Source organism: Alteromonas sp. ABM1_013 (genome assembly GCF_056160505.1).
This window is the reverse complement of sequence record NZ_JBSWXH010000006.1, coordinates 290,928-308,441: the sequence shown is the minus strand read 5'-3', so window position 1 is coordinate 308,441 and position 17,514 is coordinate 290,928. Positions and strand designations below refer to the sequence as shown.

At 45.2% G+C, this 17,514-nt stretch carries 13 protein-coding genes; all 13 read right to left on the bottom strand.

Annotated features, from left to right (window positions below; translation table 11 throughout):
* Positions 1-50: 50 nt before the first annotated feature.
* The 13 genes from ACXAGK_RS18515 to ACXAGK_RS18455 all read right to left on the bottom strand — a co-directional run bounded on the left by ACXAGK_RS18515 (position 51) and on the right by ACXAGK_RS18455 (position 17,205).
* Positions 51-1,097, bottom strand: a complete 1,047-nt coding sequence (locus ACXAGK_RS18515) for a protein-glutamate methylesterase/protein-glutamine glutaminase (RefSeq protein WP_474857368.1) — start codon at positions 1,095-1,097, stop codon at positions 51-53.
* Positions 1,098-1,099: 2 nt separating this feature from the next.
* A complete protein-coding gene (gene cheD, locus ACXAGK_RS18510) occupies positions 1,100-1,717 on the bottom strand; it encodes a chemoreceptor glutamine deamidase CheD (protein ID WP_474857367.1) in 618 nt (205 codons plus the stop codon).
* 8 nt (positions 1,718-1,725) lie between these two features.
* Positions 1,726-2,556, bottom strand: coding sequence for a CheR family methyltransferase (locus ACXAGK_RS18505; RefSeq protein ID WP_474857366.1), 831 nt, complete (start codon positions 2,554-2,556; stop codon positions 1,726-1,728).
* Positions 2,556-5,471, bottom strand: coding sequence for a methyl-accepting chemotaxis protein (locus ACXAGK_RS18500; protein WP_474857365.1), 2,916 nt, complete (start codon positions 5,469-5,471; stop codon positions 2,556-2,558). The genes ACXAGK_RS18505 and ACXAGK_RS18500 overlap by 1 nt, the downstream gene beginning before the upstream one ends.
* A gap of 101 nt (positions 5,472-5,572) precedes the next feature.
* Complete coding sequence (locus ACXAGK_RS18495) at positions 5,573-7,879, bottom strand: methyl-accepting chemotaxis protein (RefSeq protein ID WP_474857364.1); 2,307 nt, start codon at positions 7,877-7,879, stop codon at positions 5,573-5,575.
* Between the two features lie 5 nt (positions 7,880-7,884).
* Entirely contained in the window at positions 7,885-8,388 is a 504-nt protein-coding gene (locus ACXAGK_RS18490; protein WP_474828359.1) for a chemotaxis protein CheW, read from the bottom strand.
* On the bottom strand, positions 8,385-10,319 hold the full coding sequence (locus ACXAGK_RS18485; RefSeq protein WP_474857363.1) for a chemotaxis protein CheA: 1,935 nt from the start codon (positions 10,317-10,319) through the stop codon (positions 8,385-8,387). The genes ACXAGK_RS18490 and ACXAGK_RS18485 overlap by 4 nt, the downstream gene beginning before the upstream one ends.
* 38 nt (positions 10,320-10,357) lie before the next feature.
* Complete coding sequence (locus ACXAGK_RS18480) at positions 10,358-10,723, bottom strand: response regulator (RefSeq protein ID WP_039217225.1); 366 nt, start codon at positions 10,721-10,723, stop codon at positions 10,358-10,360.
* Between the two features lie 64 nt (positions 10,724-10,787).
* Positions 10,788-11,999: a methyl-accepting chemotaxis protein gene (locus ACXAGK_RS18475; protein ID WP_474857362.1), complete on the bottom strand. Its 1,212-nt coding sequence runs from the start codon at positions 11,997-11,999 to the stop codon at positions 10,788-10,790.
* A 226-nt stretch (positions 12,000-12,225) separates the two neighbouring features.
* Complete coding sequence (locus tag ACXAGK_RS18470; protein WP_474857361.1) at positions 12,226-13,272, bottom strand: protein-glutamate methylesterase/protein-glutamine glutaminase; 1,047 nt, start codon at positions 13,270-13,272, stop codon at positions 12,226-12,228.
* Positions 13,247-13,876: a chemoreceptor glutamine deamidase CheD gene (gene cheD, locus ACXAGK_RS18465; RefSeq protein ID WP_474857360.1), complete on the bottom strand. Its 630-nt coding sequence runs from the start codon at positions 13,874-13,876 to the stop codon at positions 13,247-13,249. Before cheD (ACXAGK_RS18465) ends, ACXAGK_RS18470 begins: the two co-directional genes overlap by 26 nt.
* 14 nt (positions 13,877-13,890) lie before the next feature.
* Positions 13,891-14,721 (bottom strand): CheR family methyltransferase, encoded by an 831-nt coding sequence (locus ACXAGK_RS18460; RefSeq protein ID WP_474857359.1) that lies wholly within the window; start codon positions 14,719-14,721, stop codon positions 13,891-13,893.
* Positions 14,722-14,724: 3 nt separating this feature from the next.
* Positions 14,725-17,205 carry a methyl-accepting chemotaxis protein gene (locus ACXAGK_RS18455; protein WP_474857392.1) on the bottom strand — a complete coding sequence of 827 codons (2,481 nt, stop codon included), beginning with the start codon at positions 17,203-17,205 and terminating at the stop codon, positions 14,725-14,727.
* Positions 17,206-17,514 lie beyond the last annotated feature (309 nt).

Sequence of the window (17,514 nt, the reverse complement as noted above, 5' to 3'; positions counted from 1 at the left end):
TACAGTTTTTAGGACAAAATTTGCATTCTGTAAGTATTTACTCACTATTCTTATAAGCGACTACCTGCCGAAAGCGCCTCTACAGTTTGCATTACCGCTTTGCCTATATCATCTAAGCTCAGTACTTGCTTAGCAGCCCCTTTTTCAATTGCGACCTTAGGCATACCAAAAACTATACAACTTGCTTCATCCTGACAGAATGTCTCACAGCCAGCGTTGAATAACTCATGAAGGCCGATAGCGCCATCACTCCCCATCCCAGTTAGCAATACGCCTATCGCGTTATTACCCGCACTTTTACACAGCGAATTAAACAACACATCAACAGAGGGTTTGTGACCCGATACCCGCGCACCGTCAGTAAGCCTAATACGGTAATCTGCGCCACTTCTTTCTATTTCCATATGTTTATCACCAGGTGCTAAATAAGCTTGACCAGGGAGCAAACGCTCGCCGCCTTTTGCCTCTTTCACCTGCATTTGACACACAGAGTCTAACCGCCTTGCATAGGTAGAAGTGAAGCCCGCAGGCATGTGCTGCGTAATCACCGTTGCAGGGGCATTAGCAGGAAAGGTTCGCAACACCTCTTTGATTGCTTCTGTACCACCTGTAGAAGCGCCTATGGCAATAAGCTTTTCTGTTCCTGAGTAGCTCACTTTGTTTACAGAGGACGTCTTAGTCGGCGCGGATTTCTTTACTTTTGAACGTGCGGCAGTTCGAATTTTATCGACAATTAACTCGTGATATTCTGCCATACCTTGTGCCACGCCAATTTTCGGTTTAGCAACAAAATCAATCGCTCCGAGTTCCAGAGAGCGTAAGGTGGCGTCCGCCCCTTTTTCTGTCAGCGTAGAAATCATCACCACTGGGGTTGGCCTGGCATTCATTAGCACTTCAAGAAAGCGCAAGCCATCTACTTTTGGCATCTCAATATCTAGTGTAATTACATCGGGCGACTTTTCGAGCACCAGCTTTTTCGCCACAAACGCATCTGGTGCTGCGCCTACTAGCGTCATGTCTGGCTCACTCTTTATTATTTCACTGAGTATTTGGCGAATAAGCGCTGAATCATCTACTACCAACACTTTTATTGTCATGACTAGTCCTCGAATAAATCTACGCTACCGCTTGGCGCTTGCTTTGATAACTCCCAGCGGTGCTGGCTTTCTCGTTCAATAATGGTTGCGTTGTTAAGCTCGTGAATGCGTTTCATCATCACGTGGCCGCTGCTTGGAAAAAAATACACCTTTCGCGCGTAAACATCGCACAAGTCGCTGGCTAAAATAGGTATGCCTTCGGTTTCTAAAAACTGAGTTACAAACTCGACATTAAACTTACCCACGTCGTTTTGAACAAAAGAAGGTACGACCTTACCGCCGCCGAAGACTTTTGCTTTTAGCCGGCTCTTTTGTGCGCCTACTTTAACGAGTTCATTAATTAAAATTTCCATAGCGTGAACGCCGTATTTTGCTGCCATTCCTTGAACTTGCTCAAATTCACCTGCCGATTTATTCACGGTAGGCAACATAAAATGGTTCATACCACCAAACCCCGTATAGGGGTCGAACAAGCAAGCTGCTACACAAGAGCCAAGCACCGTGACCAGCATTTTGTCTTTAGTGGTAACAAAATACTGACCGGGTAAAAGCTTTACCGCTTCTTTAGAAAAACGCTTGTCGTAATAAGTTATTGGCAGTTCAAAATTGGGTGACGCCACAATCTCTCCTAACCGACTGGGCGATAAATAGTTTTTCCCACCGGTCTAACAAGATTAGTATACATATTGAAATTTTCAGAATGTCCAGCCATGTATAACCCCGTTGGCTTTAACATACCCACCATTTTTTGTAGTACTTTTAGCTGCGTTGGTTTGTCAAAGTAGATCATCACATTTCTGCAAAATATAACGTCTAGCGGCCCCTTAACATCCCACTTCGCATCGGTGAGGTTTAGTTTTTTAAACTGCACCATATTGCGAAGCTCATCGACCACTTTCACCTTTCCCTCGTTAGCACCTTTGCCCTTGTGAAAGAACTGCTTTTGTCGATGTTGCGGTATTTTCGCTATTGAGGCTAAGGGATAAACACCGGCTTTGGCCTTGGCTAACACTTTGCTGTCTATGTCTGAAGCAATAATTTTTACGGGCGTTTTAAAACTTCCGAACGCTTCAGCCACTACCATCGCGATTGAATATGGCTCTTCACCAGTAGAGCTGGCTGCACACCAAATGTTGGTAACGTTGTGCTGGCTAAGATAATCAGCCAGCGCAGTAAAATGATGCGGCTCGCGAAAGAAAGACGTTAGATTTGTGGTTAGTGCATTGATAAACTGCTCTAACTCCGATTCCGATGTGTTCACTAAAGCAAGATATTCATTAAAACTGCGCAAGTTTCTTGCCCTTATCCGACGCGCTAGCCTGCTGTAGACCATTGCTTCCTTTGCATCAGATAGGTTTATTCCTGCCTTTTTAAACAACATTTGCTGCACGTTCTTGAAGTCCGCCTTTTCAAAGGCGAACTCCCTGGAGCTATCTTTTGTGGAAACAGCCGCCGTCATTAGAATGACTCCCACTCTGCTTCGTTTGGCATAGCCGGTGTTAGCACTTTAGCCTGGGGTGCATGCTCCATTCTTTGTGCAGCTAAACGTTGCGGCTGTTGGAAGTTACCATGCGTTAGTGCCGCTACAGGCCGTTGTTCATTAGTAAACCCTTTGCCCACTTCGAAAACAGAAACCCGTTCGTTCAGCTGGAAAGATTGCTGTTTAAGGCTGTCTGCAGCGGCTGCAGCCTCTTCCACCAGCGCAGCGTTCTGCTGCGTCATTTCATCCATTTGAATTACCGCTTTGCTTACCTCCTCTATACCCGATGCTTGCTCTGCTGACGCCGCTGCAATCTCTGACATAATGTCATTCACTCGTTTAATAGAGGTTACTACTTCAGCCATAGTCTCACCCGATTTAACAACCAGCTGGTTACCGCTTGCAATTTTTCCGACCGAGTCAGAAATAAGCTCTTTAATGTCTTTCGCGGCTTCTGCAGAACGCTGCGCTAAATTACGCACTTCAGAAGCAACAACGGCGAAACCACGACCTTGCTCGCCAGCTCGCGCTGCTTCTACAGCGGCGTTCAACGCCAGTATGTTAGTTTGGAACGCAATGCCGTCAATCACACCTATGATGTCTGAAATTTCCTGAGCAGAGTCATTTATCTGCGTCATGGTATCAACCACTTCACTGATAACCTCTCCCCCCTGAGAGGCAATTTGACTTGCCTGCGCTGCAAGGCCGTTGGCTTGCTCAGCATTCTCGGCGTTAAGCTTTACGGTGCCGGTTAGCTCTTCCATGCTCGACGCTGTTTCTTCAAGGCTTGACGCTTGTTGCTCTGTACGGCTCGACAAGTCGGCATTTCCTGTTGCAATCTCCCCCGATGCTACATTAATGGTTTCTACCGCTTCATTAATGCTGGTGATCGTGCCGCGCATTTCATTGATAAATTGATTTATTGCTTCACCTAAGACAGCAAAGTCGCCATCTAATGCATGGTCGATATTAACGGTTAAATCGCCCTCTGTAAGCTTAGTCATAACGTGCTTAATTTCATCAACTGCCTGAGTTCGACCTGTAATGTCCGTAGCGAATTTCACTACGCGGAAGGGCTTACCGTTGTGATCTAAAATGGGGTTATAGGTAGCTTGAATAAAAATTTCTTTGCCGTTTTTGCCAACTCTGCGGTACTCACCAGAAGAGTAGGTGCCACTGCGCAACGCATCCCAAAATGCCGCATACTCAGGGCTAGCACGATATGACGAATCGACAAACATGCTGTGGTGCTTCCCTTTGATCTCTTCTAGGGTATAGCCCACCGTATTTAAAAAGTTTTCATTGGCATCTTGGATAATGCCGTCCATGTTAAATTCAATGATTGCTTGAGACTTTCCTATGGCCGCCAACTGCCCTTCAAAATAGGCATTTTTCACTTTTTGTTCGGTAATATTGCTCGCGTATTTGACCACTTTTACTACGTTACCACTCATGTCTAAAATGGGGTTGTAGGTTGCTTGAATCCATACATCTGAACCATCTTTGGCAACACGATGAAATTCACCAGAATAAAACTGACCTTCAGCCAACTTCTTCCAAAAAGTGCGATATTCCTCAGATTCACGTTCCTGTTTAGTGACAAAAATTCTGTGGTGCTTTCCTTGGATTTCTTCTAGTGCATACCCAACCGTGGCCAAGAAATTATCGTTTGCGGTCGCGATGTTACCGTTGGGGTCAAATTCGATGACTGCTTGAGATTTACTGATCGCATCTATCTGACCTGTGTTAAATGCATTCTGTAGTTTTTGTTCAGTGACATCGGATGCGTACTTCACCACTTTCTGGGGCTGGCCGAACTCGTCAAAAATAGGGTTGTAAGACGCCTGGATCCAAAGCTCGCTACCGTCTTTTTTTACCCGCTTAAACTCGCCAGACTTAAATTCACCCTTTTTCAAGTCACGCCAAAATGCTGAATATTCAGGGCTCATTTTATAGTTAGGCTCAACAAACATACTGTGATGTTGACCTTGGATTTCACTTAAGTCATAGCCTGTTGTAGCGCAGAAGTTTTCGTTGGCGTATTGGATAACGCCTTCAAGGTCGAACTCAATAACAGCAAGGGACTTGTCGATAGCGTTAATCTGGCCTTCGTAGTCGGCATTTTTGCGTTTTTGTGCCGTCACATCGGTAGCGAATTTAACAACGCGAACAATATTGCCCAACTTATCGTAGATAGGATTATACGAAGCCTGGATCCAAATTTTGTCACCGTTTTTCGCTACGCGACAATACTCACCACTGCTGCGTTTTCCGTTTCTCAGGTTTTCCCAAAATCGGTTATATTCTTCAGATACACCATAGTCAGGCAATACAAACAAACGGTGATGCTTACCGACAATATCTTCTTTCGAATAACCTGTTACTTTGAGAAAGTTATCGTTAGCATCTTCAACAATGCCATCTGGGGTAAAAGAGATTATGGCTTGGCAACGGTCGAGGCCTTCCAATAGGCCGGTTTTATGCTGCAGTTCTTGGTCGTTTATCCACTCCACCATAGTTCCAAGCTTCTCACCTTCGACACTTTTAATCGTGGTGAGATTCAATGTAAATAACAGGTCGCCTATAGGTAGTAAAAAGGTGTCGCTACTGTTACAGGTGTCGTACCGCTGATTTAGTTCACTACTATTTGCGAAGAAGCCTGCAACCGAGGAGCCTGTTAAGTTTTCAAAGTCAATGTTGGGAAGAGAGCGCGAGAATTGTGCGCGAAACTCTGCTGTAAGTTGTTTAAATGCTTTGTTGGCAAAGGTTATCGTTCCCGACGCATCCACCAACATTAAACACGCCGAACTCTCACTCAACGCCTGTTCTTGAAAACGAGAAAGACTTTGAGCAGCCATCAACTCTTCATTGTGAAATATATTAAAAACACCCATAGCATCACCTATTTTTTGTAGCGCTACGTGTCTGAAGCGCTGAGTAAAACTGCAAACAATAAAAAGGCGAATTCCCTTTTAAAGAATTCGCCTTTAGTTAACTAAAAAGACTCCCACTCATCATTGTTCGGTACTTTAGGAGCTAACTTTTTATTCGTTCTTAGCGTGGCTACGGAAGCCACTTTTTTCTCTGACACTACCTGAGGCGCTTTTTGTGGGCTCGCTTCTGCAACAGCAGCTTTATCACCTATATTAAACGCCGACACACGCTCAGATAGATTACCGGATTGTTGTTGTAAACTTTCGGCAGCTGCCGCGGCTTCTTCTACCAGTGCCGCATTTTGCTGCGTCATTTCGTCCATTTGCACTACCGCTTTACTGACCTCTTCTATACCCGAAGCCTGCTCAGAGCTCGCTGCAGCAATTTCTGACATGATATCGTTAACCCGTTTGATAGACGTGACTACTTCTTCCATGGTATCGCCAGACTGATTGACAAGTTTATTTCCCCCGTCAATTTTGCTTACCGAGTCTGATATAAGCTCTTTTATCTCTTTTGCCGCTTCAGCAGAGCGCTGGGCTAAGCTTCTTACTTCTGATGCCACTACTGCAAAGCCTCGACCTTGCTCACCTGCTCGTGCCGCCTCAACAGCAGCATTTAATGCAAGTATATTGGTTTGGAATGCAATGCCGTCGATAACACCGATGATGTCTGAAATCTCTTGGGCTGACTCGTTAATTGACGACATGGTATCAACCACCTGACGAATTAACTCACCGCCTTTTGTCGCAATATCGCAGCTCTGCGAAGCTAAGCTATTAGCTTGTTCCGCGTTTTCAGCGTTGAGTTTTACCGTGCCGGTAAGCTCTTCCATACTCGAAGCGGTTTCCTCAAGGCTAGATGCCTGCTGTTCAGTGCGACTTGAAAGATCAGAGTTTCCTGTGGCTATTTCAGACGATGCAGTATTGATGGTTTCTACTGCTTGGTAAATGGAACCGATAGTGCCAGACATTTCACCGACAAACTGGTTTATGGCATCACCTAATACTTGAAACTCGCCCTGGAACTGCTCGTCAAGCTCTGCCGTCAAGTCACCACTAGATAAGCGGGTCATCACATCACTGATAGAACCGATAATACGGCGCATATCGTCAATAAAGCGGTTGATTGACGTGCCGAGCTCTTTAAACTCGCCGTCGAATTCATGCTCGATGCGGCAGTCCAAATTCCCTTGAACCAATTCATTCATTGCCGTTTTGATATCGCTTATTGCTTGCTTTCTACCTGTGATATCAATGGCATATTTCACTACGCGATGGGGTCTGCCGTTTTGATCCAAAATAGGGTTATATGATGCTTGGATCCAAATTTCCTTACCACCTTTGCCAACGCGCTTAAACTCATCAGTAAACAGTACGCCTTGACGTAGCTGCTCCCAAAATTGGCTGTATTCAACGCTGCGCTTATACTCTTCATCAACAAACATGCTGTGATGCTTGCCGACGATTTCATCTAGGCTGTAGCCAACTGTGTTAGTGAAGTTCTCGTTGGCGCTCAGAATTTTTCCGTCAAGGTCAAATTCAATAACCGCCTGGGCTTTATTTATTGCTTCAATTTGCCCTTCGAAATATGCGTTACGTAATTTAGATGCAGTAATGTCAGTGGCAAACTTCACTACGCGAATAACCTTGCCATCACCATCAAATACCGGGTTGTAGGTCGCTTGAATCCAAACCTCTTTACCCATTTTGTCAAAACGGCAAAATTCTCCACTTTGCGGCTTACCCGCTTTGAGATCGCGCCAAAATTGTGCGTATTCCTCCGTGCGAATGTACTGGTTGTCACAGAACATTTTATGATGATTGCCTACAATTTCGTTAAGGCTATAGCCAAGCGCATTTAGGAAGTTGTCGTTTGCGTTTTGGATGACACCGTCTGCATTAAACTCGATCACCGCTTGAGCGTTGTTTAATACATTAAGCATGGTACTTTTGATAAGTAGCTCAGACTGATCAACCCATTCAACCATAGTGCCTATGTTTTGATTGTCTTGGTCGAAAAAAGGCGTTAGCGTGAGCTTAAAGTTCAAGTCGCCTATGCTTATTGTAGAAGTCATTGTCGATTTTAGTTCAGCTAAGATATTGCGCTGATGTGACGGATTACGATGAAATTGGTCGATGTTCTGACCTTCCAAATTATCAGCCGAAAAACTGGGAAGAACAGCCTGAAGTTTTTTTTCATTTTCTTTAAGCAGTGTTTTTACCGACTGATTGGCGTAAATAATATTTCTTTCTGCATCAGCCATCATGATGCAACATGTTGTTGCATCAAGCGCCTGTTTGTTTCTCAATGCTTGATTTACGTCCGTTGCCTTTGTGAAGTCCTCTAACCACGTCATGATTCCCATTGTCTTCAGCCCTCAACCACTTGTGTTTTTGTTTCAACTAAGCCCAATTCGTTACTTGTAATTAAGCTCTCAATATTCACTAAAATAACCATGTGTTCGTCTACATCCGCCAGCCCATGCAGATATTTACTATCGAACGCTACCCCAAACTCTGGCGGAGGAAGCATGTCTTCTTCCGAAAGACGTATCACGTCAGACACCCCGTCGACGACAATGCCAACAATTCGCTCGTGGACATTGAGCATAATGACGATAGTAAAGTCGTTATAGGTTGCTTCGCCTACATTGAACTTAATCCGTAAATCCACGATGGGCACAATATCGCCACGAAGATTTATTACACCTTTAATAAAACTTGGCGCATTGGCTATTTTGGTGACCTGCTCATAGCCGCGAATTTCTTTCACCGTCGTGATGTCTAAAGCGTAGTGTTCTTCGCCTAATACAAAACTTAAAAACTCATTCTCTTTCGACGCACTAACGGCTTGCTGTAATGCTGCTTCGCTCATAGTGAAACCTCTTCATTTGGAATATTGGTACAATTTGCTGCCACTGAGTCGGCATCCAAAATCATTGCGACCTTGCCATCGCCCATAATGGTAGCGCCGGCAATCCCTGCGACTTTTTTGTAATGTTGTTCTAAGCTTTTGATCACGACTTGCTGCTGACCCACTAAAGAGTCCACCAGCACGCCGTAACGTTTCTTGCTACTTTCAAGAAGTACCACTATGCCTTTGGTTGGTTCAGTAATGCCGTCGTCAACCTGCATAAGCTGTGTAAGCGACACTAACGGCCAATACTGGTCTCTAATCCACAGCACCTTGTCATTACCAAGTGTCTTTACTTGGGAAGCTGTGGGCTGGAAAGACTCGATAACATTAAGCAGCGGGATGACAAAAATTTGGTCGCCAACAGACACGCACATGCCGTCGACAATGGCGAGCGTAAGGGGTAAATGGATATAAAAGGCTGAGCCCTCGCCTTGCGATGACTCGATTTCAATGCGTCCGCCAATAGATTCGATATTTCGGCGCACTACATCCATACCTACGCCACGGCCCGACACATCAGTAACCTCAGCTGCGGTAGAAAAACCTGCTTGGAATATAAGCTGCCAAATTTCACTGTCTGGCATGTCGGGCGTAACGGCCAATCCGTTTTGCGTGGCTTTCTCTAAAATCCGCGCTTTGTTTAAGCCTGCCCCATCGTCAATAATGCCAATAATGATGCTGCTGCCTTTTTGCTCTGCACTTAAAATAACCGTACCGTTTTCAGATTTTCCCGCTTCAAGGCGCTTTTCAGGGCTTTCTATACCGTGGTCAATACTGTTTCTGACGAGGTGAGTGAGCGGATCGACCAGTTTTTCGATAAGGCTTTTATCAATTTCAGTGTTGCCCCCTTGAATGACCAAGTCGACTTTTTTGCCTAGCTTTGTCGAAAGGTCACGTACAACACGAGGAAAGCGATTAAATGTCATGTTCACGGGTAACATACGCATAGACATCACCGATTCTTGTATTTCACGGGTATTGCGCTGCAGCTCATCGATAGCAAGCTGTAAGCGTTCGCCCACCTGCCCTTCAACTTCCTGGCCTACGTTAGAAAGCATGGATTGGGTGATGACGAGTTCACCAACCAAATTAACCATGGCGTCAATTTTGGTTGTGTCTACCCGAATTGAAGCCGCTTCTTTTGCCACTGCTTTGGGCTTGGTTTTTACAGGCTTAACGATAGGTTGTTTGGGGGCAGCTGATTGGGTAACCTCTGGTTTTACAGGTAGGTTTTCTGGCTCGAAGAAGCCAAAGCCTTCGTCGTTTTTACTCGCGTGAGGTGCCTCTTCAGCCTGTTTCTCCGCTGTTACTTCATCATCTTCAAAGAATCCAAACCCTTCAACTTCCTCTGCTTCTTTTTTATTTTGCGAAGTTTCAGATGTGGCGCCTTGCGTCTCAGTATCTTCATCATCGAAAAAGCCAAAACCTTCAATCTCGCTATCCGAAGCACCTTCAATATCTTCGGTTTGATCATAAGGCTCATGTGCAACTTCACCTGAAGCGCTAGCAAGCGTTTCTTCAAGTACTTTTATACTTGCGTCTATTTGCTCTTGAGGAAGTTCTGTCTGCTCTTTATAAGCAGAGATGGTGTCTTTGAGTACATCGAGGGTTTGCAGGAAAATATCGACGATATCTGCCGTAACTTGAATCTCTTGGTTACGCGCTTTGTCGAGCAGGTTCTCCATCACGTGAGTAAGGTTCATTAAAGCGTCGAAACCAAAAATCCCGCTACCACCTTTTATGGAGTGCGCCGCTCTAAAAATACTGTTTAATTCTTCGGGGTCGGGAGCATCCACATCTAAGGTCATGAGCAACTGCTCCATGTCTTGGAGGTGCTCATCACTCTCATCAAAAAACACACCGTGAAACTGGTTTACATCAATGGTCATGGTTGACTCCCACTTGCCCTATTAAAACCGACGTTCGATTAGCCCAACACTCGCTTCATCACATCTAGCAGTTTATTTGGATCAAAGGGCTTCACCATCCACCCCGTAGCTCCCGCCGCCTTACCTTTAGCCTTCATATCATCGCCCGCCTCAGTGGTAAGCATTACAATTGGCGTTGAACGGAAGTTGGCTAACCCTCTCAATGACTTAATAAGTGTCAATCCATCCATGCGAGGCATGTTTTGATCGGTCAGTACAAAGTCGAAGCGAGCCCCTTGGCACTTGTCTAACGCATCTTGCCCATCTTGCGCAGTGGTTACATTGTAATTCGCTGACTTAAGGGTCATTTCAACCATCTGGCGAATAGACACAGAGTCGTCAACAATCAATATACTTTTACTCATAATTCAATCACCTTTTGAATTGTCGAAATTGCTCTTACCTTGCTTTGAATAGGTTTTGTTACCGCTAAAAAAGCTCCACATCACCCGCATCCATAGAAGTCGCAGAGACCGGATTGTGGTCTGCCTGCCCTTTTTCAGTAAGCGAGTGTTGATAGTTTTCTAGGTTTTCACGCACACGAGCTGCACTTTCTGGGTTGAGCTCTGAAAGTTGCTCAACAATAAAGTCGATAATTTCGCGGGTATACGTCAGGTTTTGGCCATTTATATCGCCAAACTGAAGACCGCGAATGGCAGCTGCTGTGGAATCTGCAAGCTGTTGTCTGATGGCTTCAAGTTCGCTTGCACCTTGTATGTCTGCTTCTGCTTTTTTAATGATGCCTTTAAGCTGTGCGCTAATTGCATCCTTTGCGTTAACAACATGAGAAATATCTTGAGACGCAACAACTTCAGCAGTTTCCGTTAGTTTATCGATGAGGGATCTAATGTTTTCTATCTGGTTTTTTATTACATCGCTAAATTGCGTGGAGCGAGTAGAAAGCGCACGCACCTCATCTGCGACAACTGCGAAGCCGCGACCTGCCTCACCGGCACGCGCTGCTTCAATGGCTGCGTTCAGCGCTAGTAGATTAGTTTGTGAGGAAATATCATCGATGCCGCTTAACGCTTCAATTACGGTGGGCATTGCTTGCTGTATGGTTTGCACTTGGGTTTCTAACGCTCTTGTAGAATCGGTCATCTCTGTTGTTGATTCGATAAATTGCGTTAACGTAGTGTCTGTGTCAGAGGCAAACGAGCGCATTTTGTCGGCGTAAGCGCACTCACTGTTATCATCGTCTTTTAGCAAATTGTTTATGCTAATTTCTTGCTGACTAAGCAGGGATTGAAGAGAAATAAAAGATTCGCTTAACGTAGCCACCGCATCGGTTTGCGTTGAAAAGATGTCGCCAATATTTGATGAAGTAACTGATAATATGTCGCTAGCTTCGCATACTGCAATATTGATGGAATCAGACGCTAGCGAAGCCTCATGAGAATGAGAGTTGTGCTGTTTTGAATGATTAGCGTTAGGCGTCGCTGCTGCCTGACTTACGCTAGTTACTCTTAGTAGTACGAACAGCAGAAAAATCACACAAGCGGAGCTAAGAGCAAGGCCCAAATGCACTACTGACGTAAAGGATAAAGTCCAACTCCCTAACATCATCAAAAACGCCACAACGAAAACATTGCTCTTGCTAGAGAAGAAGTTATCCAAATAATTTGCTGTGATGGCGACCACAATTTCACCTCAATTGTTACTTCCGAGTTAACGGATGTGCAAAACACAAACAAATTATGGTCTAATTTCCACCAGTGACAATTATACTTTTGATTATTTTTATTAACTTGTTACTTTGGCGACAATTGCGACATCTATTGATAAAGGTTTCCCCGATAACGCATATAGTCTGCAAAAAGGAAAGTACTTGGAGGATTTGTGAAAGCGCCAGAAGGGATAAAAAAGCTTAAAGCCGACTGCCCGCTCCTAATGCTTCGAGTGTATCAAGTATAGCGTCTGATATTTCTTCTAAGGGTTTTATGAAGCTTGCAGCTTTCATTTCTACAGCGGTTTTAGGCATGCCGTATACAACACAGGTTTTTTCATCTTGGCAGAAGGTGACAGCGCCTTTAGTGTGCATGTTCTTTAAACCTTTTGCCCCATCACGTCCCATACCAGTAAGCAATACACCCACTGCGTTTGCACCTGCATGCTCAGCAAGTGAATCGAACATGACGTCAACTGAGGGCTTATGCCCTGATACCTTAGGGCCATCATCAAGGCTCAAGCGGTAATCGGCGCCACTTCTTTCCACTTTCAAATGTTTATTACCTGGGGCTAAATAGGCAAAGCCTGGCAATAAGCGCTCTCCCCCCTGCGCTTCTCGTACCGTTATTTCACAAAGGTTATCAAGACGCTTGGCATAGGTGGTGGTAAAACCCGGTGGCATATGTTGGGAAATAATAGTTGCTGGAGCATTGCGAGGAAAATGCATGATGACATCTTTAATCGCCTCGGTTCCCCCAGTTGATGCACCTATTCCAATAAGCTTTTCAGTGCCTGTGTAGCGCATGGAAGCGTGCTTAGTACAGCGAGTTTCGGTGGGATGGCCTAACTTTGAGTGGGCAGCTGCTTTTATCTTTTCTACGATAACTGCGGCATATTCGGCCATACCTTGCGCCACACCTAACTTTGGCTTAGCCATGAAATCAACCGCTCCTAACTCTAGGGCGCGCAATGTTGCATCGGCTCCTCGTTCAGTGAGCGTGGAAATCATTACCACTGGGGTTGGCATCGCCTTCATCATCACTTCTAAAAAGCGAAGCCCATCTACCTTTGGCATCTCAATGTCTAGGGTAATAACATCGGGCCTGAACTCTTGTACCATTCGCTTGGCAACATAGGCGTCTGGCGCCGCCCCCACCAGCGATAAGTTAGGGTCGCGCGTGATAATTTCTGACAAAATTTGTCGTATTAAGGCAGAGTCGTCAACGACGAGAACTTTTATAGGCATGTGATTGTTCCGAAAATGAAATAACGCCCGTCTTCGCTTGCTCAGAAAGTAGAACGCGGTGCGTAGATTCACGCTCGTAAAGCGTTGCATTGTTAAATTCGCGAATTCGCTTCATGTACACTTTTCCGTCAGCCGGAAAATAATAAATTTTTCGAGCATAAGTAGACATCAAATCGCTGCTAACAAGGGGAATATTTGCATTATCTAAATACTCTAAAACAAACTCTGCATTTACTCGCCCGATGTCTTGTTGCACAAACCCTGGTAAGACTTTTCCGCCGCCAAATGCTTTAGCCACCAGCTTGTTACGACGCGCGCCTAAATGCACGAGTTGGTCTATCAGCATATTCATAGCGTGCACGCCATATTTTGTGGCCAAGCAGGCTTCGAGATTGGTGGTGAAGTTGAGGTCGGGCAACATGAAGTGATTCATACCGCCAATTTTCTTTTCTTGATCGAAAATGCACGCCGCAACACACGAGCCAAGTATAGTTACCAAAGCTTTGTCTGCGGCAGTAGCATAGTATTGCCCCGGCAGGAGTTTTACCGCTTCTTTTTGAAGGCGGTTATCAAAATAACGTATGGGGTTTTCATCCTGACTCATACTGCAAGTTCCCTTTAAACAACTGGTCGATAAACGGTTTTCCCCATGGGCGCCACAAGTTCAGGGTACATAGTGAAATTTTCAGAGTGCCCTGCTACGTACATGCCGTCACTACACATTAACTTCACCATACGCGCTAAAATTTTGCGCTGCGTAGGTCGGTCAAAATAAATCATGACGTTGCGACAAAAAATTACGTCTATCGGCGCATCTACACACCAGCTTGGCGACATTAAATTGAGCGGTTCAAATTGCACCATTTTTCGCAGTTCATCTACCACCCTTACTCTTCCGGTTTGCGAACCTTTACCTTTGTAGAAGAATTGGGTTTTATAATCGTAAGAAAGCTGACTAATACTGTTTTGGGCATAAACGCCTTGGCGGGCCTTCTGCAACACTTTACTATCAATGTCTGTGGCAAGTATTTGTATGTTGGGCGTAAAGGTGCCAAACACAGACGCCACCGTCATCGCAATACTGTAAGGCTCTTCACCCGTGCTGCTCGCAGCGCACCAAATACGTTTAGTTTGCGGTCGCTTTCGAAGGAAATTTGCTAGCGCTTCAAAGTGATGAGGCTCTCTGAAAAACGCGGTGAGATTGGTGGTAAGCGCATTGATAAAGTGCTCCATTTCATCATCATTGCTTCCAACATAAGCTAAGTATTCTTTGAAGCTATTTATTTCGAGCGTGCGCAGCCGCCTCGCAAGGCGGCTATAAACCATCGCGTCTTTAGAGTCGGCTAGGTTAATGCCTGCTTGTTTAAAAAGCAGACCTTTTACCCGCTCGAAATCTCTTCGGCTATATGAAAACTCCCTTTGCGCGTCCGTGCTTTGTATGGCCGACATACACTAAAATGCCTCCCAATCCGACGCATCAGGTGCGGCTGGATTCAGCGCTTTAATTCGCTGTTTTGGCACTTCGCGTTCTCTAGGTAACCCACTGCTGCCATTTAACGATCGTACCTCTGAGCTCTGTTCGGGCTTTCGATTATTTCCTACTTTGAAAACCGATACTCGCTGCGCGAGTTCCCCCGACTGCTGCCGCATACTGTCAGCGGCTGCCGCGGCCTGCTCAACTAAGGCAGCATTTTGCTGGGTCATTTCGTCCATTTGAACCACAGCATTGCTCACTTCTTGAATGCCTGTGGCTTGCTCCGATGATGCCGCAGCAATTTCCGACATAATATCGTTAACACGCTTTATAGCAGTGACGATATTGGCCATGGTCTCACCAGACTTATTCACCAATACATTGCCATCGCCAATTTTTTCCACCGATGCTGAAATTAGCGCCTTAATATCTTTTGCCGCCTCTGCAGAGCGCTGGGCAAGCGTCCTTACTTCAGAGGCAACAACCGCAAACCCGCGTCCTTGTTCGCCCGCTCTTGCCGCTTCAACGGCTGCGTTTAGTGCAAGTATGTTTGTTTGGAAGGCAATGCCATCAATTACGCCGATAATGTCGGAAATACGCTGGGCAGAGTCATTAATTTCACCCATGGTATGCACCACTTGTTCAATAACTTTGCCGCCCTCAGACGCCACATCCGACGCCTGACTTGCCAACCCTTTTGCCTGGTCAGCATTCTCAGCATTTAGCTTCACCGTTCCCGTTAGCTCTTCCATGGCTGAGGCAGTTTCTTCTAAGCTAGAGGCCTGCTGCTCGGTACGGCTAGAGAGGTCGGCGTTGCCCGTGGCTATTTCGTTTGAGGCAGTATCAATGGTTTCAACAGCAGTATGGATTTTCACTATGGTGTCGCGTAGTTCGTCAATAAAGTGATTAATGGATTCACCGAGTACTTTGAAATCACCATCTAGTGGCTCATCTATTGTTTTCAATAAATCGCCTTCTGTAAGGCTCGCCATAATAGACTTGATACTTTCTACTGCTAAGGTTCTTCCCGTTACGTCCGTGGCGTATTTCACTACTCTAAACGGCTTGCCATTTTGGTCTAGAATAGGGTTATAAGAGGCTTGAATGTAAACTGGCTTTCCTGATTTATTTAAACGCTTATATTCTCCGCTGGCATAAACCCCTTGACGCAATTGCTCCCAGAAAGCTGCGTATTCGGGGCTATTTTTAAAAGCAGGATCCACAAAAATACTGTGGTGCTTACCTTTTACTTCATCAAGGGTATAACCCATCGCTGCTAAAAAGTTACTGTTCGCGTTTAAGATTACGCCTTCAAGGTCAAATTCAATGACAGCCTGAGACTTACTTATGGCGTTCAACTGGCCTTCAAAATAGGCGTTTTTCAGTTTATCTTCGGTAATATTGGTGGCGTACTTTACTACCCTAAACGGGTTACCGTTCATGTCTTCTATTGGGTTATAAGAAGCTTGGATCCATACGCTACTCCCTGACTTGCTTACTCGCTTAAATTCGCCAGAGAAGAATTTGCCTTCTTTAAGTTCAGACCAAAAACGCTGGTACGATTCTGTTTGTCTGTTTTCTTCATCTACAAATAACTGATGATGCTTACCTTTAATTTCGTCTAGGCGGTAGCCCATAGTGTTGAGGAAGTTGTCATTAGCGGTAATGATATTGCCATCTACATCAAACTCGATGACCGCCTGAGATTTACTAATAGCGTTAATTTGCCCTTCGAAATATGCGTTTCTTAGCTTATCTTGGGTTACGTCGGTGGCAAATTTAACTACTTTAAATGGCTTGCCTGTACTGTCAAAAATGGGGTTGTAAGACGCGCGGATCCATATCTCTTTGCCGCCTTTTGCTATCCGTTTATACTCCCCCTCGCTGTGCTCTCCCGCTTTTAAGCTTTGCCAAAACGCGGCGTATTCTGCACTTAGCTTATACCTTGGGTCGACAAACATGCTGTGATGCTGCCCTTTAATTTCAGACAGGCTATAGCCCATTGCGGCAAGGAAATTTTCGTTAGCGCTTAAAATATTTCCCTCTAGGTCGAACTCGATTACGGCTTGAGATTTGTTAATGGCGGTAATTTGCCCTTCAAAATCTGCATTTTTCTGTTTTTGTGCAGTAATGTCAGAAGCAAATTTAATGATGTAATCCACCTCGCCGTTGTCGTCAAACACCGGGTTATAGGTCGCTTGGATCCATACCTCGTCGCCTTGCTTATTGATTCTGCAAAACTCACCACTGTGTACGTCTCCGCTTTTTAGCTTTGTCCAAAACGCTTTGTACTCATCGCTTTGTGCGTAGTCACTGTCTACAAAAATACGATGGTGCTTTCCTACGACTTCAGTCTCGCTATAACCCATGGCGGATAGAAAATTGTCGTTAGCCGATAATATTTCCCCATCTGTAGTAAAGGAGATCACAGCTTGGCTTCGCATAATGGCATCGACCATGCCCTTGTTGCGTTTATTTTCTGTGTTGTCCTGCCACTGCGTAACGAAAAGCTCAGTGCCGTTTTCGTCCGCTGTTATTGCAGATGCACTTACGCAAAAGCTATGATCAGCGAGTGAAACAAGCTGCTTCTTGTCACCTGAAGCATGGGTGAGTAAATAAGACGGATTTTCTGAAGAGCTAGTCCCAACAGTAATATCGTCAATGTGCTTTCCCGATAGTGTGGATTCGCCACCGCCGACAGAAAAGTCTTTGGGGTAGGCTTTGGCCATATGCAAGAATGCCGGTGTGCAGTAGTGAATAACCCCAGA